Annotated in this window: 19 protein-coding genes, 1 pseudogene and 2 CRISPR repeat arrays; of the genes and pseudogenes, 9 read left to right on the top strand and 11 right to left on the bottom strand. The window is 54.0% G+C overall.

The genetic code is table 11. From position 1 onward, the window contains the following. The first annotated feature begins 6 nt into the window (after nucleotides 1–6). The 4 genes from BB497_09905 (at nucleotide 7) to BB497_09890 (ending at nucleotide 1,787) form a co-directional block, all read left to right on the top strand. The gene (locus BB497_09905; GenBank protein AVI62983.1) at nucleotides 7–231 is read left to right on the top strand and encodes a hypothetical protein; all 225 of its coding nucleotides are present in this window, start codon (nucleotides 7–9) and stop codon (nucleotides 229–231) included. 3 nt (nucleotides 232–234) lie between these two features. Next, nucleotides 235–513, top strand: coding sequence for a hypothetical protein (locus BB497_09900; protein ID AVI62982.1), 279 nt, complete (start codon nucleotides 235–237; stop codon nucleotides 511–513). Between the two features lie 600 nt (nucleotides 514–1,113). Further along, complete coding sequence (locus tag BB497_09895) at nucleotides 1,114–1,467, top strand: hypothetical protein (GenBank protein AVI62981.1); 354 nt, start codon at nucleotides 1,114–1,116, stop codon at nucleotides 1,465–1,467. Next, nucleotides 1,464–1,787: a CRISPR-associated endonuclease Cas2 gene (locus tag BB497_09890; GenBank protein ID AVI62980.1), complete on the top strand. Its 324-nt coding sequence runs from the start codon at nucleotides 1,464–1,466 to the stop codon at nucleotides 1,785–1,787. The genes BB497_09895 and BB497_09890 overlap by 4 nt, the downstream gene beginning before the upstream one ends. Nucleotides 1,788–1,907: 120 nt before the next feature. Beyond that, nucleotides 1,908–2,625: a CRISPR direct-repeat array (repeat unit 36 nt; unit sequence GTCCGGATCCTTCCCTGACTTTGAAGGGATTAAGAC). Nucleotides 2,626–2,688: 63 nt separating this feature from the next. Here BB497_09890 and BB497_09885 read toward each other — a convergent pair. The 3 genes from BB497_09885 to BB497_09875 all read right to left on the bottom strand — a co-directional run bounded on the left by BB497_09885 (nucleotide 2,689) and on the right by BB497_09875 (nucleotide 5,252). Then, complete coding sequence (locus BB497_09885; GenBank protein ID AVI62979.1) at nucleotides 2,689–3,399, bottom strand: Appr-1-p processing protein; 711 nt, start codon at nucleotides 3,397–3,399, stop codon at nucleotides 2,689–2,691. 10 nt (nucleotides 3,400–3,409) lie between these two features. Beyond that, the gene (locus BB497_09880; GenBank protein AVI62978.1) at nucleotides 3,410–4,195 is read right to left on the bottom strand and encodes a hypothetical protein; all 786 of its coding nucleotides are present in this window, start codon (nucleotides 4,193–4,195) and stop codon (nucleotides 3,410–3,412) included. A gap of 91 nt (nucleotides 4,196–4,286) precedes the next feature. Beyond that, nucleotides 4,287–5,252 carry a hypothetical protein gene (locus BB497_09875; GenBank protein AVI62977.1) on the bottom strand — a complete coding sequence of 322 codons (966 nt, stop codon included), beginning with the start codon at nucleotides 5,250–5,252 and terminating at the stop codon, nucleotides 4,287–4,289. A 140-nt stretch (nucleotides 5,253–5,392) separates the two neighbouring features. Here BB497_09875 and BB497_09870 point away from each other — a divergent pair, with 140 nt between their 5' ends. After that, nucleotides 5,393–9,175, top strand: coding sequence for a hypothetical protein (locus BB497_09870; GenBank protein ID AVI62976.1), 3,783 nt, complete (start codon nucleotides 5,393–5,395; stop codon nucleotides 9,173–9,175). 150 nt (nucleotides 9,176–9,325) lie between these two features. Here the strand turns inward: BB497_09870 and BB497_09865 are convergent, their stop codons facing one another. The 8 genes from BB497_09865 to BB497_09830 all read right to left on the bottom strand — a co-directional run bounded on the left by BB497_09865 (nucleotide 9,326) and on the right by BB497_09830 (nucleotide 19,861). Next, a complete protein-coding gene (locus tag BB497_09865) occupies nucleotides 9,326–9,619 on the bottom strand; it encodes a putative CRISPR-associated protein (protein ID AVI62975.1) in 294 nt (97 codons plus the stop codon). Nucleotides 9,620–9,924: 305 nt separating this feature from the next. Then, nucleotides 9,925–10,571: a CRISPR direct-repeat array (repeat unit 22 nt; unit sequence GTCCGGACACTTCCCTGACTTC). A gap of 839 nt (nucleotides 10,572–11,410) precedes the next feature. Beyond that, nucleotides 11,411–12,604: a type III-B CRISPR module RAMP protein Cmr6 gene (locus BB497_09860; GenBank protein ID AVI62974.1), complete on the bottom strand. Its 1,194-nt coding sequence runs from the start codon at nucleotides 12,602–12,604 to the stop codon at nucleotides 11,411–11,413. Further along, the gene (locus BB497_09855; GenBank protein AVI62973.1) at nucleotides 12,604–13,134 is read right to left on the bottom strand and encodes a type III-B CRISPR module-associated protein Cmr5; all 531 of its coding nucleotides are present in this window, start codon (nucleotides 13,132–13,134) and stop codon (nucleotides 12,604–12,606) included. Before BB497_09855 ends, BB497_09860 begins: the two co-directional genes overlap by 1 nt. Next, the gene (locus tag BB497_09850; GenBank protein AVI64323.1) at nucleotides 13,121–14,005 is read right to left on the bottom strand and encodes a type III-B CRISPR module RAMP protein Cmr4; all 885 of its coding nucleotides are present in this window, start codon (nucleotides 14,003–14,005) and stop codon (nucleotides 13,121–13,123) included. Before BB497_09850 ends, BB497_09855 begins: the two co-directional genes overlap by 14 nt. Nucleotides 14,006–14,075: 70 nt before the next feature. Beyond that, nucleotides 14,076–15,296, bottom strand: coding sequence for a hypothetical protein (locus BB497_09845; protein ID AVI62972.1), 1,221 nt, complete (start codon nucleotides 15,294–15,296; stop codon nucleotides 14,076–14,078). 24 nt (nucleotides 15,297–15,320) lie between these two features. Then, nucleotides 15,321–17,309, bottom strand: a complete 1,989-nt coding sequence (locus BB497_09840) for a type III-B CRISPR-associated protein Cas10/Cmr2 (GenBank protein AVI62971.1) — start codon at nucleotides 17,307–17,309, stop codon at nucleotides 15,321–15,323. Continuing rightward, on the bottom strand, nucleotides 17,306–18,580 hold the full coding sequence (locus tag BB497_09835; protein ID AVI62970.1) for a hypothetical protein: 1,275 nt from the start codon (nucleotides 18,578–18,580) through the stop codon (nucleotides 17,306–17,308). The genes BB497_09840 and BB497_09835 overlap by 4 nt, the downstream gene beginning before the upstream one ends. Nucleotides 18,581–18,634: 54 nt before the next feature. Then, complete coding sequence (locus tag BB497_09830) at nucleotides 18,635–19,861, bottom strand: CRISPR-associated protein (protein ID AVI62969.1); 1,227 nt, start codon at nucleotides 19,859–19,861, stop codon at nucleotides 18,635–18,637. Nucleotides 19,862–20,507: 646 nt separating this feature from the next. Between BB497_09830 and BB497_09825 the strand changes: the two genes are divergently transcribed. The 4 genes and pseudogenes from BB497_09825 to BB497_09810 all read left to right on the top strand — a co-directional run bounded on the left by BB497_09825 (nucleotide 20,508) and on the right by BB497_09810 (nucleotide 24,396). After that, nucleotides 20,508–20,825, top strand: a complete 318-nt coding sequence (locus BB497_09825; protein AVI62968.1) for a transposase — start codon at nucleotides 20,508–20,510, stop codon at nucleotides 20,823–20,825. Then, nucleotides 20,825–21,724, top strand: coding sequence for a transposase (locus tag BB497_09820; GenBank protein AVI62967.1), 900 nt, complete (start codon nucleotides 20,825–20,827; stop codon nucleotides 21,722–21,724). The genes BB497_09825 and BB497_09820 overlap by 1 nt, the downstream gene beginning before the upstream one ends. A gap of 213 nt (nucleotides 21,725–21,937) precedes the next feature. Then, nucleotides 21,938–22,906: a hypothetical protein gene (locus tag BB497_09815; GenBank protein AVI62966.1), complete on the top strand. Its 969-nt coding sequence runs from the start codon at nucleotides 21,938–21,940 to the stop codon at nucleotides 22,904–22,906. Between the two features lie 235 nt (nucleotides 22,907–23,141). After that, nucleotides 23,142–24,396 (top strand): annotated as a pseudogene (locus tag BB497_09810) (transposase). The last annotated feature ends 178 nt before the right edge of the window (nucleotides 24,397–24,574 follow it).

Raw genomic sequence — 24,574 nt, 5'->3', positions numbered from 1 at the left:
CACCCAATGGCGACACACGGCCAAGGGCTGAAAAGGCTCTTACGTGCTAGGGCTAAGGCGCTGCGAACTTTTGATCAGCGGCTAGCCGATACTCATGAGCAACGTTTGACCCAGAGCCAGGAGTCACTGAAGCGAGATACCCGCGCCACCTGGCAGAAGGTAGAGAGACATTTAGCCAGGATGAATGACCTCGCGGCAGGTGATTCAAATGAGCGTGTGGGCAAGCGGTGATACATGGCGTTATCCGCCTGGGTCGTGGCCTATGACATTCACGACAACCGCACGCGTTGTCGCTGCCTGCGTGCCCTGCGGGGACATGCCGAGGGGTATCAGAAATCCGTGTTTGAAATGCAGGAAAAACGCGATGAAATGCTGGTCTGGCTGGACACCCTGGCTTGCGAACTGGATATCCAAGACAGTCTCTTTGCTGCCCGCACCCTGCCTTACCAGCATGCTTGGCAACTGGGCACCGGTTTTTGTTCGCCCAGTGGCGATTTATTGGTGATTAGCTGACCTAGAGGTAAACCACATGAGCCGAGTCATTCTTGACCGTCGCAAGCTGTCCCTGGAATACACCACTGATTGTCTAATTATCCGCGAGCCGGAACAGCCTCCTCGCAGCCTGCCGCTATCACGCATGACTCAACTCATCTGCATGCACAGTGTTCAAGTGACCACGCAGCTGGTAGGCCAGCTGCTCCAGCGCGGCATCGACTTTATCGTGGTCAATCAGCGCCACGCGGATAACAGCTTCTCGCTCTATGCCAACCACAGCCAGCAAGCGCACCGGCGCAGCGTGCAATATCACTGGCAATCCCATGCCAATGACCGGCTGATATGGTCTCGGCATCTAGTCAGCCACAAACTCAAAGTCACTGCCAGTGTGCTGCGTGCCCAGGGGGAGACTGCCAACACACCATATACCTCCATCATGACAGGCGTAACACAGGTCCTTGACACCCCCAACGAGGCCACTCTGCGGGGCTGGGAAGGCAACGCCAGAAATCCCTGTTTGCCTTCTGGCGCAAAAAACTGCCTGCCTCGCTGGGGTTTCAGCAGCGCCAGCGCCGCCCGCCGCCAGACCCGGTCAACGCGACTCTTTCGCTCAGCTATGTGCTGGCTTATGAAGAAAGCGTTCGTCAACTCAAAAAAATGGGGCTCGACCCAGAGCTAGGCTGCTACCACCGACTGGTCAGTGGCCGAAAATCGTTGGCCTGCGACTTGATGGAACCCCTGCGCCCACGCATTGAGGCCTGGGTGGTCGAGTTGTTCAACGAGGGTATTCTCACTGGCCGGCATTTTTCACCGCCTAGCGAGCGTGGTTGCTGGCTAGGCAAAGGTGGGCGGGAAATCTACTACGCGCATCTGGACGACGCCCAGCGTCAATGGCGCCGCTGCCTAGCCGGGTATGCCCGCACTTTGGCGCGTAAAATTGACCAACACCGCCTACCTGAGGAAGCCCTATGAGCGATACACAATGGCAGATCATCGTTTATGACATCCGGGACATTAAACGCCTGCGCAAAGTGCATGGCCTGCTCAAGCGTTGCGCCTTTTCCCTGCAGGCCTCCGTCTTTGCATGGCATGGCACCCCCCGCCAGCTACAGCGGCTCAAATCGGAACTCGCCCTGGCGATAGACCCAAAGGCCGACGATGTTCGCGGTTATCCGCTGTTGGCCGAACACAATATCGTTTGGTGGGGAAAGATGCCGTTACCCGCGGGGCTGCATATCGAAGGCTTTCCAACGCTTGAGCAGCGCGGTTTTTTCGGGCAAGATGCCCCTTGAGGCTCATTAAAAATCCACTTAGCACATCCAAGGAAAACAAGCAAACTTTTCATGGCAAAAACAGTCATAAAATTTCGCTTCCAACCCTTTGATAGTCAACGACTTTTTAAAGGCCTCGGGGTCCGGATCCTTCCCTGACTTTGAAGGGATTAAGACTGAGTGTTTGGCATGATCCAAACCTCTTGATCGTCCGGATCCTTCCCTGACTTTGAAGGGATTAAGACAATTTTCGGCGCTCAGGATTTTCGAGATTCAGTCCGGATCCTTCCCTGACTTTGAAGGGATTAAGACATTTTGATGGAAACGGTCTGAATACCATTTTCAGTCCGGATCCTTCCCTGACTTTGAAGGGATTAAGACCTTAGTGGTATTAGTAGGATAACGACGCAATATGTCCGGATCCTTCCCTGACTTTGAAGGGATTAAGACGATAGCCGCCCACTGCTCAATGTCTTCGTTATGTCCGGATCCTTCCCTGACTTTGAAGGGATTAAGACTCCCCTTAGGAAGGTAGGGTCATCGTATTTAAGGTCCGGATCCTTCCCTGACTTTGAAGGGATTAAGACCGTCGCCGGAATCGCCAGAGCCATTAGCATCGTCCGGATCCTTCCCTGACTTTGAAGGGATTAAGACAACCGACGATGACGGCACAGACTAGATACACCTGTCCGGATCCTTCCCTGACTTTGAAGGGATTAAGACTCGCTGGGTGGACTCCCAGGTCGTACAGGAAAGTCCGGATCCTTCCCTGACTTTGAAGGGATTAAGACTGCGCAAGTCGATTCCACCCCTCACGGGTTAGGTCCGGATCCTTCCCTGACTTTGAAGGGATTAGCAAGGGAAAGCCTTGGCCGTTCGCCTAGTGGCGTAGTGCCAAGAACCGTACTTACAATATTCACCATCAATTAGTCGCGGATTCAGCCGCAAACAGATCGTGAGCTGTAGCGTCTGGTGCCTGCGCGTAACGAAATGCTTTTTCCAACGTTGCTAGCCCAACACCTTTTACTTGCAATAACTGGTTAAGCTGAACAATGTCATCTCTTTGCAAGGCCTCACGTAGATTTTCCAGTGCTTTTGGCTTCAAACCACTCGCGTTTTGGATATGGACACTGGTTTCGCGGAGAAGGCGCGCTTTGAAGCGTTCAAATACGTCATCATGGGCAGTGGGATCATAGCGGTACACTTCTATATGCAGGCCTTCATGGCCGTTCGCTAAATGCTCTTGTATAAGGCTTAGGCTAATCTCTGGATCAATCCCCCCTTTATCGGCACCTAGCAGCGGCATCGCAATAGAGCGGATTCCTTTCTGGGCATAAGTGGCGGTGAATTTTTCTAGCCCTTGACGTAGATAAGCCTCCTTTGAGGGGTAGCGCCAGTGTTTCTTGGTCGGAAAGTTTAAGATCCAACGGCTATCCGTTCGGTACAACCATAGCCTGCCAATATCTAACTGGCCTTTTTGACAGATCTCTACATATCGCTCATACATTTTCGGATAGCGCAGGCGGCACTCTAACGCAATACCGGCACCCATCACGCCAACGCAGTTAACAGTATTCACTATCGTCTGACAGTCACTGGTAAATATATTGCCTTCAATAATATGAAAGGCCATGGCCTACTCCTTAAAAGAAACGGTGCGGTGAAAATGTCGCCTGAACACCCTGCTGCGCTAACCAAGCAGCGCTTTCCAGTGACGCTGTGTGCACACGCAAAATAAAGCGCGCCGGCAGGCGATTAGGTACGAGCACTTCCGCACAGCGCTTACGTTTGCCATCGGGCACATTGGTCCAATATGTGGCATTTAGTGCATCCCAGTCCAGGAACCGCAAATCCGAAAGGCGCTCGTAAAAACATGTATTTAAGGACGCCGCATTGCCGTCGGTGAAAAGCACGCCTTGTTGCAACCAAGCCGAAATGTCGATTTCCAGCAGGCACAGCGTACGGTTGTAAGCACGACGGCAAAACAGCATAGGATTCTGGGCGCGCAAATATAGCGGTACGTAGTCGTGGAGTGATAGCCCATTGCGGATACCCTTAGCCACACGGTAGTCCTGAACCGTTGCGTCGGAGATATCAACCATAGCCAGCCCTGACTGCTGCATAAGGTGGCGGCTCATAAGGCCCCTGCCTAAAATCGTCGCTACGTTTTCACGGCTTGTTATGTGCCAGAGTGAGCCAATGCCGTAGCGTTGGCTAACGCTTTGCAGATGAGCTTCGGGCGTTAGCGCCAAAGGAGCGTCCGTCTTGCTTGTAGCAGCTAGTGCCGCAGGGGCAAGGGCACTCGTAGGGATACCACTGAAACCAGAAGATCCAAAGCGTACGTTGAACCGTTCACCTACCACGGATTCAATTTCGCCCACTCCCAATTCAGGACGTGCAACGTGAACAACTTTGTGGCCTTTCTGCATGGGCAACTCCTCGACAGCGGATGTGCACACACAGTAAGGCCTATCATTCGTCAACGCTGGGAGCGAAAATTTTTGCGCCTAATCGCGTTGATCAGGCGGCTTCTAACACCAAGTGGTACTGCCCTAAGCCAAAGCTAGTATTCTTACCTAGATGCGTATACTGGCCAAGCAACAGCCAAGGCCACCACTCCTGTAACGCGCCATGTATGCTTAGTGTGCCCGTCACGCCATCTAATCGCATGGCATGTTGCTGCCTTCGCGAGTGTCGCGCCCACCGTTGGCGCTCCAAAGAGAGCGGCTGCAGCCGTAACCCCTGTTTTGAAGGCATGGTTGGTAACGTCATGCTGGCATAATGGCCAAGATACAACGCTAGCTTTCGCCATAAGCTGTTAAAAAACACATCTGCTGTGAGCTGGTGTGGCTCACAGATCCTTCCTTTATGCTGCAAACGCATCGGCGTGATAAGCGCTAATTTCACGCTAGTAGGCACTGGTTCAAGCGCCGACCCCAGGTTGAGCACTGCGTGATGCGCACGTATACGTGGCGCTTGGGTGGGCACCAATGCTGTCTCTCCTGCCTCCCAAACCGTCTCCCAGTGATGGGTAGCGACCTGATAATCGACACTCACTAGGCGCATAGGTGACTGTTGATCACCCAGTCCAGCGCGTGCTGCCAGCTGCCATGCCCACACAATCAGCGGTAGCTCTGCTAGCGCTTTGCCAAATAGCACCATCTCAAACGCCCAGCTATCTCCTACCGACAACGCTTTAGGCTGTGAAAGCGCCGCTTGTACGATATAGGGTGGTGGAATATCCCGCGCCACCTCTCGAACCTTATCCGGTACAGGCTCAAACAACTGAACATAACGGCAACTTGGCCGTACTGGGCATCCCTGACAATCATCACGCCCTGTGCTGCACGCCAAACGGCGCAAGGCATGTCCCCAAGCCCCACGCAGCATGGCACCTGGATACCCCGTCAGCCGAAAAGGCGCTTCAGCACGTAGCGTTAAGCGATAACGCGCTATGGGCATAGCATCAGGAAAAGCGATGGGCATAAGAGCACTCCTTGCATTAACACCTTGAATATATGAAATGACTTCTAGGAATATAGCGTGTAGAGGAGCCATGGTATCGTCAACATATTCTGTTTAAGGTCTCCAAAAGCTCGCACTCCGCCACCGAAAGGACGCACCCTATGGCTGACTCTACAGCTCATCGCAAACCCCTAGTTTATGTTTGTGTGATGTCAAACTACTCATTGCCTAACCTTGAGGCAATCATAACGCGCGAGCCTGAAGAGCTTGTGTTGATCGTGAGCGACTTTGAACCCGCACGCGTGGCCGCTGAGCGTCTCACCAACGTGCTTCATCAGCGCCTACCAGCACTATTAATTCATCGTACCGACCAACTGGTTGATTCAGCTGCATTGCCAGGCGAGCACCCATTAGACGCCCAGCAGTGGGTAGACAAGGTCTTACGCCCTCTTCTCAACGCTTCTGCATTTGCGGATAAGCGCTGCTGGCTAAATATGACCGGCGGCACAAAAGCGCTTTCATTAGCGCTGCTAACCCGACTGACCTGGGACGGAGTCGACTATAAACCTGCCGGCACCAATGAGCTGTTGCACTTTACGCTATCGCCCTGTCAGCCTGAAATCGCACACCTTGAAAGCCCCACTGAAGCCTCCCTTCGCACCCCGCTGCTTGAAGTCGCCGCAATAGATGTCGCACGACTTTACAACACGAATGTCACAGCACGATCAACCGATGAGTCGCCACTGGCTGCTGATATACGGACTACGCTGGCTGGCGAGATATTTAAGGCGCTTGACGATAATGATGCCGCGCTGCTTGCGCTATTTAAACTTTTAAATGAAGTGTGGTATGCAAACAAAAGCGACCCTACCTTTAACGTCGCCGCAGTCACATTAACGGATGCCGAAATAACTTTACTAATAGGACAACCGCTGACTGCTGACATCCAGCAATGGGTAAACGCGTTTGACGCGCTATTACCTGGTCACTTTATGCTGAACACCGGCAGACTCACCTTCCCAGGCAACGGCAAGTTATCCCCACAAGCCAGTACGCTTAAACGATGGCTAACCAGCGAGTGGCTTGAGCAATTATTGTATGACTGGATACAAGAAGGAGGTGTCCCTGCTCACAGCATTGCACTCAACGTGGAAGGTGGTGAAGATAAGCGTAATAGTAGTACACAGCGCGAAGCCGATCTGCTTATTCAACACCATAGCCGTACCCATGTAATAGAGGTCAAAGTAACGGCGCCCCCCACACCCGACATGCGCGCCATCCAAACACAGCTTACTAGCCTTCAAGATCACTTTGGGCGTGCGCAGCTGTTGCTTTTTGTCGGCCCGCAGTTTCGCCGCCAGATAAGTGAAGAGAAGTGGTTGGCTTTTGTTGACCGAGTGACTGCTAGCAAGAGCATTTTATGCACTAACCGCCATGAATTGCTGGCGGCACTAAAGCTATCCGGCCAGCCAATGGAAACTACCCAGCGTCTTGGGGATGCCAATGACGGGGCCGTAGACAAACGCTCTCATTGCGTCGCTCTGGATAAGGCGCCACCCAAGCCACAAACACCTTCACTGGCACCGCAGCGCTCTCCTTCGCGTCATAACCTGCCAGAAACATTGAAACAACACTGCCATAAGGTATTTATCTATACCGCTTGGGGAGAAAACGATCCGGAACGGTGCCGTGATATTGAACAAATCCAACGCGACATTCTTGCCTTGAATCACCCACATGGTTTATCGACGTTTGAGTTGGCTCAGCGCCATGGCCGCCACGCTTATGAATTGCATCAACAGCTTAAGCAAAAACTAGCAACGCACGGAGATGGTGAGAGCGTCAAAGAGTGGCTAAAAACGATCAAACAACATAGCGCGGCTCGCGTTTTTCGACACCTCAGTATCGAACTTGACAAGTGGCGCAAAGATCAGCTGCGCCGTCAACAGCGGCACCAAACAGGCACCCGCACGTTCCGTTCTACTCTAACACCCGTTAAATGGAAGACTGGTAGCCACCACCCAAAAAGCCTCGCCAGCCTTTCACCCGCCTCTCGCTGGGAAATTCTTATTGACGAAACAGGCCGTGAATTTGACAGCACAGCGGAGCCGGCTTCTTTAAAAGAGGTAGGATTGGGCCGTGTTGTCGCTATTGTCAAAGCGCACGACGCCCGCTTACCCCCTATTTCTCCTCACTTTCATGGCAAAGATGAGCCGCCGGAGGCTGTCGACCGGGCTTTGCAGCACTTGATTGATACGCCCCAAGTGGGCATTTTTGGCTTTTCTGTAAAAGACCCTATTGCCTTTGGTAGCTACTGGATGAACCATGTCTCGCAGCTAGTACGCTGGGTGCTATACATGCTACCAGTAGAAGAGAATCAACCGACGCGTGTGGACGTCAGCATTGAGCAACGCAGCGGTTACACGCCCGACCACAACCACCTAAAAGCACTTTCACAAACGTTAGAGGGTGAGTTTAAGGCACTTGATCAGGCGCGCTTTGCCCGTCTTTCACTCAGGTTATCTATTGTGGGCAAAACGCACCCGCAGCTGGCGTATGCAGATGCCGTTGCTTATACCTGGGGAAGCCCGTCAGCCGTTAGCGATGATCGCCTAAAAAAGGCCAAACTGCTAGGGCCATGTCTGCTGCACCCATATGCCGATAATACACTGGCACATCTTTACCAAGCGCTCTCCTACCATGACCAGTTACCACCCGATCAGTGGTACGAATTATGCGGCGCTGCCGAACGTGATGGTCCTTATGGTTTGCTAGAACGATGGCTGACAAGGCTAGGAGAAAAGGTAAAAAAAGAGCGCGGCCATTGGCACAGGCTGCTTAATGAAGTCCAGCAACGATTACGTTACAAAGATACTTCGCTAGTAACCCTTTCAGCGGCACTGGCCTGGCTGGAGCGCTTTATGCCTGCTGATACAACATTGAGTGGTGAGCTGAGGCTAGAGTTTGTCAGCGCTCGGCTGGCGTTGGCTAACCATCATGGCCACGTGGATATGGACGCGCTAAAGACGTTGTTAAAACTCAGCCAACAGCTCGAAGACGAGAATGCGCCAGCGGTGTGTCAGGCGCTGCTGAGAGCAGCGGTTACTACCACTAATCACTTTGAGTTTGGGGTCATGGCTCCTATGCTCAATGAATGGGTTAATAAGCCTATTGCAGTCGCTGGGCGTCTCAATCACGTTAAGCTGCATTCAACACTGGGCCAATTGGCCGCCTTTGAACACCGTTTAAAAGATGCCGATGCGCACTTTACAAAAGCATTGGCGGTTCTGGCACCGCTCTCAGATGCTCAGCAGGCGGCGCGCGAGCATCAGCAAACACGTAGCTATCAAGTAATGGCACGCTTAGATGACACGTCTCGCCCCGCCTTAGAACCGCGAAGCGAACTAGAAGCCCTGCTACTCAGCATCACAAGAAGACAGGATTTGCCAGGGGTGGCAAGGCGTTTCGCTGCAGGCGGAAGCGGCAGCGACGTGTATCTGCATCATTTGCTGCTGCGTGCCTGCCTTGGGTATCCTGATAAGCTGCAAGACGTGATAATAGCTTATCGGGAGCAGTCACATGCTTGGCAGTGGCACACCGGCCATCCGTGGGGGCTGATTCATGCGTATCGTGGTTGGCTGCTGTTGCTGGCAGCCACACCTGATAAAGTGCGAGCTGAACAGCACTTTCATGCGGCGTTGGCTATCTGCTTTGATAGCGCTAGTGGTATCACGTTGCACTGGATGGGCGTAGTGCTTAACGCACTTGCCACCTCCTTGCTACCTGCTTTTCAAGCCAAGGTATCGGCCCCTAAAACACTTAACCAAACGTTAGCCTCAGCCCCACACCAGGCACGTAATAAGCTTGCGCAACTGTCACCACAGGCACCACATGACGCCCGCTATGCTTTATTAGCTGAATGCTTACCCTTTAATTTTCATTAACGCATTAGCCAGAGCTGCCTGCAAGTAAGCCTTCTGCCGCCAGCTCTGGCGACGCATATAACACGTCAGAGAAGTGTTCAGGCTCGCAATCCCCATAGGACCATATGTTAATGTTCTCTGGCGTTTTAGGGACAATAAGGCTGAAAACCCTCACACGATTGGCTGAACTTGATACGCCGTTAACGTAGCGCCAAAGGCTTCCATCTGATCAGGCGTCAGCTCGCACCCCCGCCACTTCCGGGGCAGTTCAAGGCTCAGGTGCCAATACGCAGCTCCTTTTTCACAGACACGAGACGCAAGATTAACTGGCAACGTACCGATTACCGTATCGCCCGGCGCCACACACTCTATATCCAAGTGATCCAACAGCTTTCCGTTAACACCTTTTAAATTCAACCAATCAATAGCGCCTGGGTGACGTGAGATAATCCAAGTTGTTGACATAGCGGCTCCCTCCTTCTGATGCCCTATAGTAACTGAGTCTGCCCTTCGGCAATCTATGCAAAAATTTTTAGTGATTCACATTCAGACCGCACTGTTCTGTAGGTTCAGAGAAAGGTGTAGGTGTAATGTGAAAGACGTTGGCAAGCGCAACTTGCACCACTGCCATATCTGCGGCATGATGATGCTGGCAATGGCTAAAAATTACCTTCACACTTTTAGATAAATAGCAAACTTTTTATGTCAAAAACAGTCATAAAAAATCGCTTCCAACTAATTGATATGAAACGACTATTTTTTAGCCTGCGGTCCGGACACTTCCCTGACTTCAAAGGGATTAAGACTCGACTTCCCAAGCCTTCAACAGGCGGTCTACGTCCGGACACTTCCCTGACTTCAAAGGGATTAAGACTTGCGCCAGCACGGCGCCACCACTGCCGAACCGTCCGGACACTTCCCTGACTTCAAAGGGATTAAGACAGATACTGCTGGACAACTTCAGCCAGTTTATTGTCCGGACACTTCCCTGACTTCAAAGGGATTAAGACACTCTGCATGGTTGGGGTTCCTTGAGGTTGGCGTCCGGACACTTCCCTGACTTCAAAGGGATTAAGACGGGTTGCCTGATTGAAGATGTCAACGTTTTGGTCCGGACACTTCCCTGACTTCGAAGGGATTAAGACCAAGGACGCCATGTTCTGCATCATGACGCCGTGTCCGGACACTTCCCTGACTTCGAAGGGATTAAGACTAGGGGTGACGATATGCCCGGTTCGCCAGTGCGTCCGGACACTTCCCTGACTTCAAAGGGATTAAGACTAGTAGAGTTAAGTATAAGAATAAGCGCATTGTCCGGACACTTCCCTGACTTCGAAGGGATTAAGACCAAGCCATAGCGTACAATGTAACTATCAACGCCGTCCGGACACTTCTCTGACTTCGAAGGGATTAAGACGTACACGCATGCCCTGCACCCCGTCATTCCCGCCAACCCTCTCAGTAATGACAGTGTTGAGGTTGAGTCAGTCCCTGGAACGCACCGACCAACACGACTGGCCAATAATTTTTACGGCCCCTTCACTGCTTGCAAAGAAATTAAGATGAGGTCTTCACGCTCTGGACCGGGAATCAAGGGGTTCAGACCATGGCAATATCGCAGTGACAAAGGAGGTGCACATGGGTGACGTTATCCTGGTAGCGATTTTAGTGCTGGCACTACTGCGCGTTTAAATCAGCGCTTGAGTAGCAGCGAGACAGCAGGTGGTTCATCTTGCTGCTTTACTCGAATATCTATGCTTCGTTAACCTTTTCATGCTGAATGACAAGAAGATTCAGGCCTTTCAACAGCGCCTGTAAAGCCATCACAAAAAAATACCGGAAGATTCTCATTGGGGTTACTTTGCTACCGACTCCTCGGGAGTTGGGCTTTTTCTGTGGTTTGAAACTGTCGCAAATCACTCTGCTGTGGGGGCTGGGTAATATTGGTATTGCGGCAGCCAACAAGGCCATTGCGATGAAGTTTTCGCAACAATGAAAAACGCCGGTCGCTGCCGACAAGAGGCGGGATTATTCGCATCTGGTCGGTATTTCCGTTTCTACCATGGCGATATGGCTACAAGAAGAATCCGAGACACCAAAAACGCTGATAGAAGGTTTTAATCACGCCGGTTATGCCTGGCGGGAAGCCGTTAGCATGGTCAATAAGGCTCGCGCCATGGTAAGGGATTTCAAATAGATGAGAAAAGCCCACTGACCTGACGGTTGGCGGGCTTTTTGCGTTGCTGGAAGCCTTGCTTACAGCTCGCGTTTAAGCACCTCACGGATGATGCGTTTGGCCTCCTTCTCCTTGTTTTTGAGCCTGTATTGCTTCATGAACCTGCGCACTTCGGTGATCAGCTCATCCTGCTCAGGCTGGGGCCAGTCCACCGCACCTTCCAATGTCGTCAACAGTTCTCGGTGAAACTCCCCGCCGCTGCCTGCGTTCTGGTTAGCCGGTACGTCCATGCCTTTTTTCAGTGCCTCAAGGGTACGCTGCTCCGGCGATAGTTGCGCTAGGGCGGCCTGCTCGGCCTGGGCCTGACGGTCGGCTTCGTAGTCCTTGAGGCGCCTGTCGGCCTTACGCTGATTATCTTCGTCCAGCGCCACAAAGGTGCCATAACCGGCAGCGGTCTTGGCCCCTGCGCCCAAGTGTTCAAGGGCATCGCTCAAGGCCTGGCTGGCCAGTTCTGCCAATGCCTTGGCCTCTTCGCGCTGATCATCCGTCATTCCCGGGCGCAGGCGCGGGGCCACGGCAAAACGCATTACCACCTTGGTCGCCGCCAAGAATACCACCGGGTTAGGGGCATGCCAGTCGGCAGGGGTGTTGGCTGCGCTGCCCGGCTGTTTGTCGCCGCTCTCATACCATTTGCCCATGTGCGGCGTCATGGTATCAATCATCAGGGTGACAGGCTCAACCGGCAGGGCATCAAAGAAAATCACCTCACCGCTGATCAACTCGGGCTCATCCGCGAAGGTGCGCGCCTCGCGAGGGTCTTTGTCATCGCTGCCGAACAGGCGCTTGCGAACCTGGGCATCGTAGCCATTAAGTTCCAGCCAGGCGCGGGTAATGCCTTTTACGGCACTACCGGGCAGGTAAGGGACTCCTAGCACAGAGTGCCAGGTCAGGCCATTTTCCACCGGGTGCGGGTTGCCAAGCCCGGTCAAAAAGTGCCAGCTGGACTGGCGTTCAATCGCCAGCCCACCCTGCTGCTGGGCAATCGAGGCCAGAGCATTAGCCTGCTGTTGCAGCGCGTTGACATCTCCCACCTGACACTGGTGTTCGTTTTCACCGTGCCCCAACAAGGATTGGAGAAAATCGCGCTTGGCGGTGGCGTCAACCTGCCAGTCCGGCTGGTAGCGGTTGTAAAAGCGCTCGAACCATAGGCCCGGGTGGCCAGTACCGCGTGTGCGCGGTGGTGTATGGTGCTCATCCTTATATAACGGCTGCATCAGGTCTCCTCGCGTGGCTCGCTATCTTCCTTGACGATCAGGCCTTCACAGAAGCGTTTGACCCACTGCAGCAGCGCCTGGGTTTCGGCCTGGGCCTGGCGGTAGGCTTGCTGGTCGGCGCTTGTTATAGCTGTCAGCAAACGCGGTTCAGCCGCGCCAACCCCACGGTAAGGGGAGTGAGGACTCTTCTCGCACAGCCAGCGCTCCAACAGGGCGTAGACCTCGCCACAGGCGGGCAGTTTGCCACTTTTTCCCTTGGCGTAATAAAAGGCAATCGCCTGGCCAAAGCCGTTGACCTGGAGCATACCGGGCAAACGGCGCACCTGGCTTTTGAACTCCTTGCTCTCGATGGACGGATTGGCGATAGCATCCTGTACCGCCTGCAAGGCAAAGTTGGCACGCTGCTGGGTCATCAGCTGTGGGGTGTTTTTTCCAGTCTGCGGCTGGCTTGACGGTTGTGTCTGTTTTTTTGCTACCTCAGCAACACTTGCCATCTCGTGAGGCTGCTTTTTCTTTTTATACTTGGCCATAACGCACCTCCTGTACCTGGCACCAGCCCATGCCTACGGTTTCGTTGCCACCGACCTGCAGCCAGGCCTGCCCTACTGGGAATAATGTACCCAGCAAATCGTTCAACATGGCGTCGGGTGCCTCCTCATCCTTGGTATTGCGCGAAGGCTGAGCCGTCAGTGTCCAGTAGAACAGCGTATCCGGCGAAATATTCTCTTCGTACCAAAGTGCCCCGTCCGCGACAGTCTTGGTGTCATTCTTGATGCGGATATGCGGCTGCACCGGAATCGCGCTGCGGCAAAGATGACGGAAACTGTCGTCGTCCACCAACGTCAGCTGGCTAGCAAGTTCCTCCTCGCGATCAGCGTCCACCAGCACGGCAATCAACTCGGCTAGCGTATTCAGAGTATCCTCCACCCGGGGCGTAAAGCTGAATTCTTCCAGATAAAGCGCCTGGTTCGCCACGGCGCGTGCCACCAGAGCTTCACCTTCAGCCACCGCTGGAAGCGTTGGTGCGTCCATCACATGGCCACAGCGCTGGGCATCACGCAGGCAACGGCGCAAAAGTGCAGGGCAGGTGACCCAGCGGTAATGACCGGTCAGCGAGCGTATCGGCAACAGCAGCAGCCGTGCATCACTGACCAGCAGGTTACCGGCGTGCTCCGAGGCATTGGCAGCATCTGGACCGAACAGGGTCGTGATGCGTTGCTCATTCAGGCCGCCATGAGTTTCGGCAGCGGCACGCAGCGCCCCTTTCATGGAAGAGCCGAACACGCAGGGCCAATCCGTGTGAGCTTCACGCTGAATAGGCAGATCAATCACTTCGGTGGCGCTGCCTGCGCCGGCGTGTAGGGGGGTCTGGGTCATCAGCCCGATCAAACGGTGTGCCATTGCTACCATGAGTATCTCCTTTAAATGCTTGGTCTATCCATTTCTTACTGGCTATTTCAATACTTTCTTGTCAGTACAGGCCTACCAGACAATGGCCCCTGCCCCAATCCGGTTCTCCGCCAATAAACCTGCCGTGCAGGGCGTCCACCACCTGCTGCCAAGGAGTATCATCCAGGCATTGGCAGAACACCACGCTGCCCGGTGGCAGGTAGCTACGCACGGCTTTCGGGCGGTGGTTCTGCTGATCCCAGCCGCCTTCGCGGTAAGCCCGAGGGCGGCAATTAGCGATAATCTGCAACGGGATACCGTTCAACTCCCCTTCCCACACATCCTGTGATGCGTTGCCTACCGTTACCCGTTTGTCTTTAAAGCCAGGCAAGCCAGCATCTGCATCCAGCGTGGCCAACGGTAACGGGCTGGTCAGCCAGAGCGCCAGCTGCTGGGTTTGTGCTGGGGTGCCAGCGGCTGGAAGGGCCATGCGGACTTCCCGAGTGACAGTTACTTCAGCCATTCGGCCTTCACCCCCCAGGCGCAGGGTCTGCGGGTGAGCGGTGGCAGTGCCTAGCAAAGCATCAGGCACACCGCGTAGCCATAGCTCCACCGTGACATCGCGGGTAAAGCGCAGGTGGCGGGTCTGGTAGAGCTGCCCCTTGACCACGGTGGCGCTTTGGTTGTTACGGGCAATGCCCAGGCGTGGCTCGCTGGCCACCAGGTCATCCAGTGTCCAGATATCCGAGGGCAACGGCACCTTTCCGGCCAGCCAAGCACTGGCCCCGGCATCAGTGAGCCAGGCATCTTCCAGCACCTTGCTGCCCGGCGGCGGTTTAGGTGCCGCAGGGTCGGCCTCTGGCAGTGCCACATGGCCCAGATCGGTATATTCCACCTTGCCCGGCACCAGACGTGTGATAGTCAGCTTAGGCGTATCCTCACGCTTATCAGCGGCTTTTTTTCCCTGCAGCAGGTTGGCAGGGCAAGGCCATAGCCTCTGCCATTTCCCCTTGTTATCCCGGGCACGTAGCTGCATGCCCACCAGTGACAGCTGCCCGGGAGAGTCGGCATCCCCCAGCCAGGCGTGTTCCGGGTTACCGGCAAATGCCTTCCAGTTCACGCCCTGCTGATCACCCAGCCAGGTGCGCACCGCCCCAAACAGTGTGCGCACCGGCGGAGGAAAGACGCTGTTCAGCTCGCTTACCCCCACCGCATCGTGGGCTCGGGTCTCGCGGAAGAACCAGGAATCGACCGCCTGAAAACGCCAGCAACTTAGTTGGTCGCGGCTAGTGGGTTCCGTCATGATTGTCTCCTTGAAAGCGGACGGTTAGCGGTCACGGTCGATATGGCCTTCACGGGCCAGAAAACGCAGCACCTTGAAGGTATCGCCCATTAGTGCAGGCGTGGTGGCAAAAGTGGCGGTACCGGTTGCGGCATCAAAATCCCTGACCGTTGTACGGGCCTGCCTCAACAGCCGTTCAATCAGCTTATCCAGTGCCTGGCTGTTGAAGCTGGTATTGAGCTCCAGCCCAGAGTGGAGCATCTCGGCACGCACCAGTTGGCGTAGCAAATTGTGCGCTTCGGCGTCGTCCTTTTCCGCCAGCCAGCCGAGCTGCTCACCAAGGGCCTTGATCCGGAATAGGAAACCATGGGTAAAGCGGGCGTTGTCCTGCTCGCGCAGGGTAGCCGCAAGCTGCTCGATGACCACAGCGTTATTGTCCAGTGCCGTTTCCCAGGGCACCGACCAAGTGGCATGCACCCCGCCTGGCTGCCACACACGCACGGCCAGGGCATCGCGGCCGGTGGTGTCCTTGGCGATATCATCGAGTACATGGTGAGCATCCATTAACACGCTGACCAGAGGACGCTTGATATGACAGAACAGCGCCGCCCCAGAAAGGCTGGCGGGAATAGTTAGGCCTTTTTCTTTAGCCGCTTCGTTAAAGCAGCCGATATAACGCTGGCGTAGCTCAGCTGCGCACGTCAAAGCTGTAGTCACCGGCAGTAGCGCCAGCACATCGTCTCCCCCGGCGTAGACCAGAAAGCCGTGATGGTCTTGGACGATATCCGGCACAGCCTTGGTAAAGGCATTCAGCGCTTCAGAAATCGGCGCCTGTTTGGCAGGCTCGCTGAGCTGGCTGCCCAGGCTGTCGCCATCCATCAGCAGAATGGTATAAAAGGGAGCAGGCTCGCCTTTCCCGCCCAGGCGGCGGATTCCTGCTAACCCATCAAGCAGTTTCTGGCGCTGACTATCCTCCACCTCGCTATCGGCAAAGCGCCGAGGGTTTTCCAGTACGCTGGAGAAGAAAATGGAGGGGTCAACACCCGCCTGATCGGGGCGCAACCCCGCCTGCACAAAGTCTTGCTTCAGGCCGGGTAGCAGGGAGTCATGCTCCGGGTCACCCAGCAGGTCATGGCCACGGGCCAGTTGGTTGCTGAGGGCATCACGCAGTTCATCATCGGTTTGCGCTTCTTGCAGCATGGACTGCAGCCAGGGCCAGGCCGCCAAGTGCATTACGGACGGCACACTGACCGGTAGTTGCCAGCCTTTCAAGGTAAAGCTTGGCTCAGCGGGCAGGCTCCACTCAAACTCGGCAAAATGGCGGGCAAAGCGGCGCTTGATAAAAGCCAGGGTGGAGAGCACTTCACCTTCTCGCAGATCGGTCTGCATGTCACCGCGCAGCGGTTCCCAGAACGCATCCAGCGTTTTGCGATCAGGCCCGGACGCACCGGACAACTCCTGCTGGTCGGCCATCATCATGCAGGTGACCCCGCCTTCTTCGGCCGGCCAGTGGTTACGCCAGTTTTTGCGCCTATCCAGCAGCTGGGCGTTGGCCTCGTCGGCGGTCAACACCCAGCTCACCTCCCAGAAGCTGGCAAGCTGGCGCTCCCAGATGGCCCGCGTGGTACGGTACTGTCTATCGCCCATGGCACGTAGCGGCACTTCCAGGTCTTGTTGCCAGATATGTTCGGCTAGGGCAACCCAGGCAGCCTTTAAAGCATCGGTAACTTTTTCTGGTTCAAAGCCTGCCTCCACTTTGGCCTCGATAGCCTTGAAGCGGTTGGGCAGGCTACCTTGCCTGGGCAACCCTTGGGAAGTATTGCCATGCATGGCGTTGAGAAACCCGTTATCAGGCGCAGGAAAGTTAATCTTGCCTTTTTGTGCGGTCACAGCGTGCATGGCCACGCCTGCCATCCAGGAAAGCAGAAAGGAGCCCGCCCAGAAATCCCGGGTGCGCCGTGCTTGGGCGACAAAGCCCTGCACCGGCCCCAGCGTCAGGTGGAAAAACTGTTCATTATTGACTGGCTGGCTCATCCCTGTGCCTCCTGAGTGTTAGGGGTTAACGGGGAGATCAGTGTCTGGCGTTGAGAGAAACGGTCCAGATAGCCATGCAGCACAGACCAGTCGATGTCGTCTGAGGTCAAGCGATACTCGGATTTACGCCTTGAACCCGCTTTTAACCGGGCATTATCAGGCGGCAGGAAAACCGCTGGCATTACGCTAGCCACCCCAAGCACCTCGCCTTCAGGCAACTGATGTACATGGAGCAACAACGGCGAGGCACGACGGTCACCCAGGGCGGCGGAAAGCTCGTACCCTTTTTTGACGCTTGAGAAGAAATAGTTATGCGGCAAGCCGAACACCGTGCGCCTTGGTGCTTGTTTAAGAGTATCGGTATTGATGGCATGGAGTACCAGGTCATGGTCATCGGCAAAATTCTGTTCTGCTGGCTGACGATTAACTTCCTTATTGCGACCATAAGACCGATACATCTGCATTTCATGACCAAGGGTTTCCAGCACTTTGTCAGGGCTTTTGCCTTCCAATGCAATGTCCACCCGGCTGACCGAAGAAAACGCCGTAAACGGAGGCAGCTTGCCATCCTGGCCTTGCAATGGTGCTAGCAACGTTTCTAGGAGAGTTTCATAGTCGGTACGATTCTGAGGTGCCTGATACTGCCCTCCTTCCAAAGATTGCAAGCTTACCGAACCAAGCCCTTTACGGGCGCGAGCACCCAGCCCGCCCAACAGACCCCAGCACAGCAGGGCTTCTTCCAAGCTCTGCCATAGAGCCTCTGTCACGGGCTGGCCACCGGGTTTGGCCGTCAGTTCCAGCGTGAACCGTTTGTCTTGTTGCAGTGGGTCACGATTTAGCTTGCCTTTATATAACCCTTGCCCCAACAGGTACTGCATCGAAGCAGACGGCCGGAAATCAGGGTCTGCTTTGACTTCCGGCTGAGTAACACTGATCCGAAAACGCCCTTGCCCACCGGACTCTTTGTCTTGATGCTCATGTTGATCATCATGGTTTTGAGCAACCTTGTGCCCGGCAGCCAGACCAAACAGGGCTGCTTCCCGGGTATGCAGGTCTGCCAGCGCCGTGCCAACGTGACTATGGCGCTGATAGAGCCTCGGCCATTGCAGTGCCCGCCACCAGAAGCGCAGTGCGCCTTTGATGGAGGGTGGACGAATGGACGTGGCTTTCTGCCCGCCATCCCCCAGAAACATAGGCGTGGTAATCAGCATTTCAGCTTTAAGCAACTGCGGCACGCCGGGTAGCGCTGGAAAGCGCGTGGGTGGTGACATTCAGGCTCCTCCTTGATATTTATTCAGTGACAGGCGAGTGGTGATGGGGATCACTCACCCCTGCTTGATCTCGCTGATCAGCTGCTTGATAGTGTTTTTCAAGCTGCTTTCATCCTGCTGCTGGCGAGCCAGTTTTTTATCCGTGTTGCGCAAACCGTGTACCAGCGTATTACGCAGCTTTTTAAGTGTTCTGAAAGCGGTTGGCAGATCATCCCCGCGGGAAACCTCGTCGCGGTGGTCAAAATCATTCGGGTTGCCGCGCTCCAGGTCAATACGCTTGCTGATGTAGCCTTCCTGGGCGTAAATCACGGCGCGAAGATAGTCACCACGGCCCAGGTATTCCTCAGCTAATCGAAGTTCTGCGTTGCCTCGGCTGGAAACAGAGGCCCAGTCAGTGCGCTCCCTCAGAGCAGGGGCAAAGAGTTCCGCCAGCGGTTCGGCCTCAGCATCAAAGGTGTACTGGCGCAGCGGTGTCAGTTTTTGTTTGGCCTGGGAGGCGTTGGTGACACGTTCAAAGAAAGCCGCCTGACGGATTGACGCACAGACATCCTGGGCAACGCCATCCTGTTCCAGCAAACCAGCAAAGACACCGTAATCGCCATCCTTGTCGAAACTGTTCAGGGCCTGAACCCAGTTGAGCACATCGAGCATGCCGTCCAGCCGCAGTACGGGGGCCACCCCCTCTTTCATGCGGTCGAATGCCCCGTAGTAGATGGCCTCCAGCTGTGTCTGGCGCAGGCTGGCAAAGTACTGGGCCGCCACCAGGGCCAGCATGGGGTGATAGCGCAGGCCATGGGTCACGTCGATGGATAGACGCTCTTCGGGATGAATCACGTCATCCAGGGCTTTCAGGTAACGAGCGGTATCCTGACGAGGATTCTCTTCTACATAAGGGACAAGCTGGCAGGTCACTGATAAGTTAAGCCAGTGGCTCAGAAAGGCACTGAGTGTTTCCAGCAGCGTGGCACTCATGGCATCGGCTTTTTCAAGCGCCAGCAGGTCATCCATCAAAGCCCAGGCGTGCTCATCATCGGCGGGGCAGATCTCACGGTTCATACATACGCCTACCGCCGAAGACCATGCACTGCCTGTGGTACCCAACATAATCACACGATTTGGCTTGACGCGATCAATCAGCCCGAAACCAATCATAGGCGTTTCAAAGGTATGACCATCGAGTGAATATTTGGCATCAACATAGTCACGCACTTGGCTGGGGCCATCTGTTACCCCATGGGGCAGGCGGGGTTTGCCAAGATGGGTGACAAGAACATGTGACATTGAAAACCTCCCTGTTATGGTAATTTTAATGCTTACTTTGAATCTATCTATTGAGTGTGCACTACCATGCACTAAAGGTTGGGCACAATGCTTACATAGACTTGTACAGAACTACCCATATAGCGTGGGCTTCTTCAAATCAACACATTATCGACCTACTACATGCCTTATACTTAATAAGCACTAGGCGGACGCCTGTTCGTGGCAAAAACAGTCGGGGTAACTTTCTCATATTTGACAACATGATAGCAGCCAGCACTCACATTCATACTAATTCTTATTTGCATGCGTAGCTTATAAAAACACACTTTCTTAGGGTAAAAAAACCTGTAGGCTTTTGATAAATTTTACACAGTGCAATGCGAAGCAAAAGAGCATGAATATCGGGCCTTAGAGGGCTAGTCCCCATTATCCCGACATAACACAACTGCGTAGCGCATGTTTCTCATAATAATAGGCGCACTGTGTCTGCTATACAGGATCAGCAAGGAGAGCGACGCAACATTCAACATGATTCTATCCTTTAGAAATACCTGGCTCCAGAATCATACGAAGAATTTAGTACCAGGCACCTAGCAAAAATTTTCGCTAAATTCTGAACCGCCCCGGCTTTACCGGAGACTCCATATCTTGAGAGGATGGAGTTATGAACTCACCAAAACGATATTCCCCAGAAGTCCGGGAGCGAGCTGTTCGATTAGTCCTTGAACAGCAAGGCGAATACCCGTCCAAGTGGGCGGCGATCTGCTCCATTGCCAGCAAGTTTGGCTGTACACCAGAGACCTTAAGAGCCTGGTGCAAACGCTCAGAACTCATGCAGGAAGATAGCTCGGTTAACCTGCCTGAAAATGAACGACTCAAGCAGCTAGAGCGTGAAAACGTCGAATTGAAGCGCGCCAATGAAATTCTCCGTAAGGCGGCTGCTTTTTTCGCCCAGGCGGAGCTCGACCGCAAACCCAACTGATGGTGTCATTTATCGACGAGCATCGTGCTCAGTTCGGGGTCGAGTCGATTTGTAGCCAGCTGCCAATCGCCCCATCGACGTATTACCACCACAAGGCACTTGAGACCGATCCTGAGCGGCGGGCAGATCGATATCGGCAGGATGCGCTTCTTACCGCTGAGATTCAGCGAGTGTGGGAAGAAAATTTCTGCGTCTACGGTGCTCGTAAGGTCTGGCGGCAACTCCGCCGTGAGGGCGTTAATATTGCTCGCTGCACCGTAGAACGACTCATGCGACGCCTGGGAATTCGCGGCGTAGTGCGAGGCCAACGCCCTTTCACGACGATCAGTGATCCCGGCCAGAAACGAGCACCTGATTTAGTGAAACGCGACTTTACGGCCATGCGTCCTAATCAGCTTTGGGTGGCCGATTTTACGTATGTCGCTACCTGGTCTGGCTTCGTTTACGTTGCTTTCGTTATCGATGTTTATGCACGCTGTATCGTGGGTTGGCGTGTAGCGACGTCGATGAAAACGGCACTGGTGCTGGACGCTCTGGAGCAAGCTCTGTGGGCACGAAAACACAGACAAGGGTTGATCCACCATAGTGATAGGGGAAGCCAATATCTCTCGATCCGCTACACCGAGCGTATGGCTGACGAGGGTATCAATGCCTCAGTCGGCACCACCGGCGACTCCTACGACAATGCGCTGGCCGAGACCATAATCGGCTTGTTCAAAACGGAGGTGATCCATCATCGTGGCCCATGGAGAGGGCTGGGTGCCGTTGAGTATGCCACGCTGGAGTGGGTTGACTGGTTCAACAATCGCCGACTACTGGAACCCATCGGAAACGTTCCACCAGCAGAACGAGAAAGGACGTATTATCGTCAACTGGAGGAGTCGGGTGAAGCTGCCTGACTCAAACAAACCGGTCTCCGGAATAACCGGGGCGGTTCATTCTGCTCAAGAGCAGCGTTACGTTAAATGTCAGATCATCCTTCCGCACGCAAAAACTGCAAAAATTTTGCCAGTAGGCACTCATAAGATGACATCGCTACCATGCTGTTTTTGTTGGTATCGCTCAACGACATAACGAAAGCACACGAGACTTACGAACAGGGAAGACGTTAAATGAAAACTTCATTTGCCTACATCAGCATTACTCAAAGCACACCTGTCGAACTGGTTCCACTGAAAATTGCCAACCAAGGCATTAGCTTTTTTATTCCATCTGTCGAGTCTTATAGCCAATTTGCATGCAATACGCATGACGTTAAGGATTGGAAGCTATCTTTCTTCCAACTGTCGGCAAACGTGTGTGTTCGCGTCTTATTTACACCCTTTCCACTACCACATAATGACGCAGTACATTGTCAGGCATTAGCGCGTGTAGGCTGGTGGGAGCGACCACTTGGAAATAGCACAAATACAACAGACCGGTATGCTGTGTCGCACTTTCTTCGTGGCTCTAAAGCCCTACCTGACAGTACATTCGTCTCGGTAGGTGAACACTTTCAAATTGCCTGCGACCGCAACGGGCTTGCTTTGGTTGGGACAACCTACCAACAGTTTCAACGTATTGTTATCTGCCAAGCCCTCGCCGCAGCGTACCACTACATTATGACAAGCAAGATGTTAGCTCTGACCCAGCATCTAAAGCACCAACGCTTTGATGCGCTAGCGACCCTACATGAAGAGGTCTTAGCATTTAATGCTAGCGATTTTTTTGCTCGACCTATTGATATTGCTCGTCAACAGCTTAACCAAGTTTGGTCGCATCTCGCCGCGCATTGGCAGCTGTGCGAAACCAATCAGCAGCTAACCTCACAGCTGAAAGATATTTCGAATCTACTCCTCACCAAGCGTGAGCAAAAGGCTCAACATCTACGGGAACTTCGCTACCAACAAGGAGAGAAAGAGCAACTGCGGACAGAGGCTGAGCGCGCTTCAAAGCAAGAAGCTCAGGCACGGCGCGCATTCCGTATTGATATAACGCTTAGTTTGATTGGGCTACTGTCAGTACTATCCATAGTCCAAATTACGCCTAATGACATTAGCCAGTTTTTAAATGCGTGGGCGAATCTTTTCCTAACTTCTTAGGTCTTGCAGTAGTCAGAGTGTAGGTTGTAACCAGGATGAGCCGGTGTGCATCTAGCCACCAACACAGCTGTGCATTTCTAATAATAATTTTAGCTAATTAAACGTAATTTTAGGACATATAGTATGTGCTTATTTTACCAGTCTCATAACCTTCTAAGGCTCTTCGACGTTGTGTGTGGAATTTGTCCCCTGAGCTGGGCCAGAATATGGACTCCACAACAGCAGTAGGTATGGCATGGACGGCACCCAGATTCTAACTCTCGGCCTGGGCTTGGAAGCGCCCTGGATCCTCAAGAACCAGCACCTGGATACCGCCGTGTCGCCTCACCGACTGGATCTCTATGTTGAGGCGGAGCGAGGCAGTCTCTACCCCTGTCCGGAGTGCGGCAAGGCCTGTCAAGCTCACGACTTTGCCGACAAAACCTGGCGTCATCTGAACTTCTTTCAGCACCACTGTTACCTGCATGCTCGCGTGCCCCGCACGAAGTGTCCTGAACATGGCGTCAAACGCATAGATGTACCCTGGGCGCGGTCGGGCAGCGACTTCACGCTGCTGTTCGAGCAAGCGGCCATGTCGCTGGTCAAGGAGATGCCGGTGCTGGCCGTCTCTCGGCAGCTAGAGATCTCCGACAAACGACTATGGCGTATCGTGCATCACTACGTGGGCTGCATGCTGGGGGAGCTGGATCTGTCCAATGTGGCGACGGTCGGCGTAGACGAAACCGCGTCTCGGCGCGGTCACCGCTACGTCACAGTGTTCCTCGATATGCAGCGCAAGCAGGAACCGGTTATCTTTGCCGTCCCAGGCTGCGGCAAGGATACCATCCAAGCATTTAGCGCCTTCCTGACAGCCCATGGCGGCGATACGGACAATGTGATCGAGGTAGTCTGCGACATGTCGCCCGCCTTCCTTAGCGGCATCACCAAGCACCTTCCCAAGGCCGAGGTGACGGTCGACTGGTTCCATATCGTGCAGACCTTTACCAAGCGGCTGGATGAGGTACGCAAGAAAGAGCGCCGCGAGCAGGAACACCCTATCGCTGCGCTGGGCACTGCTGAAAAATCTGGACAACGAGAACCTGAGACCTAAGCAGTTAGCGGCGCTCCAGGAGTTGGTAGCCGATCAGAGCGCCACGGCCGATGCCTGGATAATCAAGGAAAAGCTACGCTGGATCCAGAAGGCCCCAACGCCCAGAGCGGCTCGATGGCGCATCACGAACTACCTCAAGGTCATGCAAGCGGCGGTTTCTGAAAAGCCACTACTGAAGCCGATGGGAAAGGCCTTGGCGACACTTGAGCGGCACGCGGAAGCAGTGGTCAGACGCTGGCACTCGGGACTGACGAACGCAAGACTGGAAGGGATGAACGGCCTATTCCAGGCGGCTCGGTCACGCGCACGTGGCTATCGGAACGAGGCTAACTTCATCGCCATAATCTACCTGATTGGCAGCCCGGTGGGCCGCCTGTTTGATCAGGCCAAATCCACTTGAAGTGACGAAGAGCCTTCATATTACTCCGTGAGTTGATACCTGAACCACGATTGAGTGGGTAACCCTTCAACCTTGTCGATGGTAGGAAGAACCTACGACTTCGGCTTCGAAGACCATTTCTAATCAGCTATGCGGCCCAAAAAACAGGAAGGCTGGCGACGAAAAATTAAAAAAAAAT

This window comes from Halomonas sp. GFAJ-1 (assembly GCA_002966495.1).
GTDB lineage: Bacteria > Pseudomonadota > Gammaproteobacteria > Pseudomonadales > Halomonadaceae > Vreelandella.
This window is presented reverse-complemented; position numbering and strand designations above follow the sequence as displayed.

Coding starts and splice junctions, on each gene's coding strand:
- BB497_09905 (AVI62983.1), top strand. CDS start 7: ATGGCGACACACGGCCAAGGGCTGAAAAGGCTCTTACGTGCTAGGGCT.
- BB497_09900 (AVI62982.1), top strand. CDS start 235: ATGGCGTTATCCGCCTGGGTCGTGGCCTATGACATTCACGACAACCGC.
- BB497_09890 (AVI62980.1), top strand. CDS start 1,464: ATGAGCGATACACAATGGCAGATCATCGTTTATGACATCCGGGACATT.
- BB497_09885 (AVI62979.1), bottom strand. CDS start 3,399: ATGGCCTTTCATATTATTGAAGGCAATATATTTACCAGTGACTGTCAG.
- BB497_09880 (AVI62978.1), bottom strand. CDS start 4,195: ATGCAGAAAGGCCACAAAGTTGTTCACGTTGCACGTCCTGAATTGGGA.
- BB497_09875 (AVI62977.1), bottom strand. CDS start 5,252: ATGCCCATCGCTTTTCCTGATGCTATGCCCATAGCGCGTTATCGCTTA.
- BB497_09870 (AVI62976.1), top strand. CDS start 5,393: ATGGCTGACTCTACAGCTCATCGCAAACCCCTAGTTTATGTTTGTGTG.
- BB497_09865 (AVI62975.1), bottom strand. CDS start 9,619: ATGTCAACAACTTGGATTATCTCACGTCACCCAGGCGCTATTGATTGG.
- BB497_09860 (AVI62974.1), bottom strand. CDS start 12,604: ATGCAGCCGTTATATAAGGATGAGCACCATACACCACCGCGCACACGC.
- BB497_09855 (AVI62973.1), bottom strand. CDS start 13,134: ATGGCCAAGTATAAAAAGAAAAAGCAGCCTCACGAGATGGCAAGTGTT.
- BB497_09850 (AVI64323.1), bottom strand. CDS start 14,005: ATGGCACACCGTTTGATCGGGCTGATGACCCAGACCCCCCTACACGCC.
- BB497_09845 (AVI62972.1), bottom strand. CDS start 15,296: ATGACGGAACCCACTAGCCGCGACCAACTAAGTTGCTGGCGTTTTCAG.
- BB497_09840 (AVI62971.1), bottom strand. CDS start 17,309: ATGAGCCAGCCAGTCAATAATGAACAGTTTTTCCACCTGACGCTGGGG.
- BB497_09835 (AVI62970.1), bottom strand. CDS start 18,580: ATGTCACCACCCACGCGCTTTCCAGCGCTACCCGGCGTGCCGCAGTTG.
- BB497_09830 (AVI62969.1), bottom strand. CDS start 19,861: ATGTCACATGTTCTTGTCACCCATCTTGGCAAACCCCGCCTGCCCCAT.
- BB497_09825 (AVI62968.1), top strand. CDS start 20,508: ATGAACTCACCAAAACGATATTCCCCAGAAGTCCGGGAGCGAGCTGTT.
- BB497_09820 (AVI62967.1), top strand. CDS start 20,825: ATGGTGTCATTTATCGACGAGCATCGTGCTCAGTTCGGGGTCGAGTCG.
- BB497_09815 (AVI62966.1), top strand. CDS start 21,938: ATGAAAACTTCATTTGCCTACATCAGCATTACTCAAAGCACACCTGTC.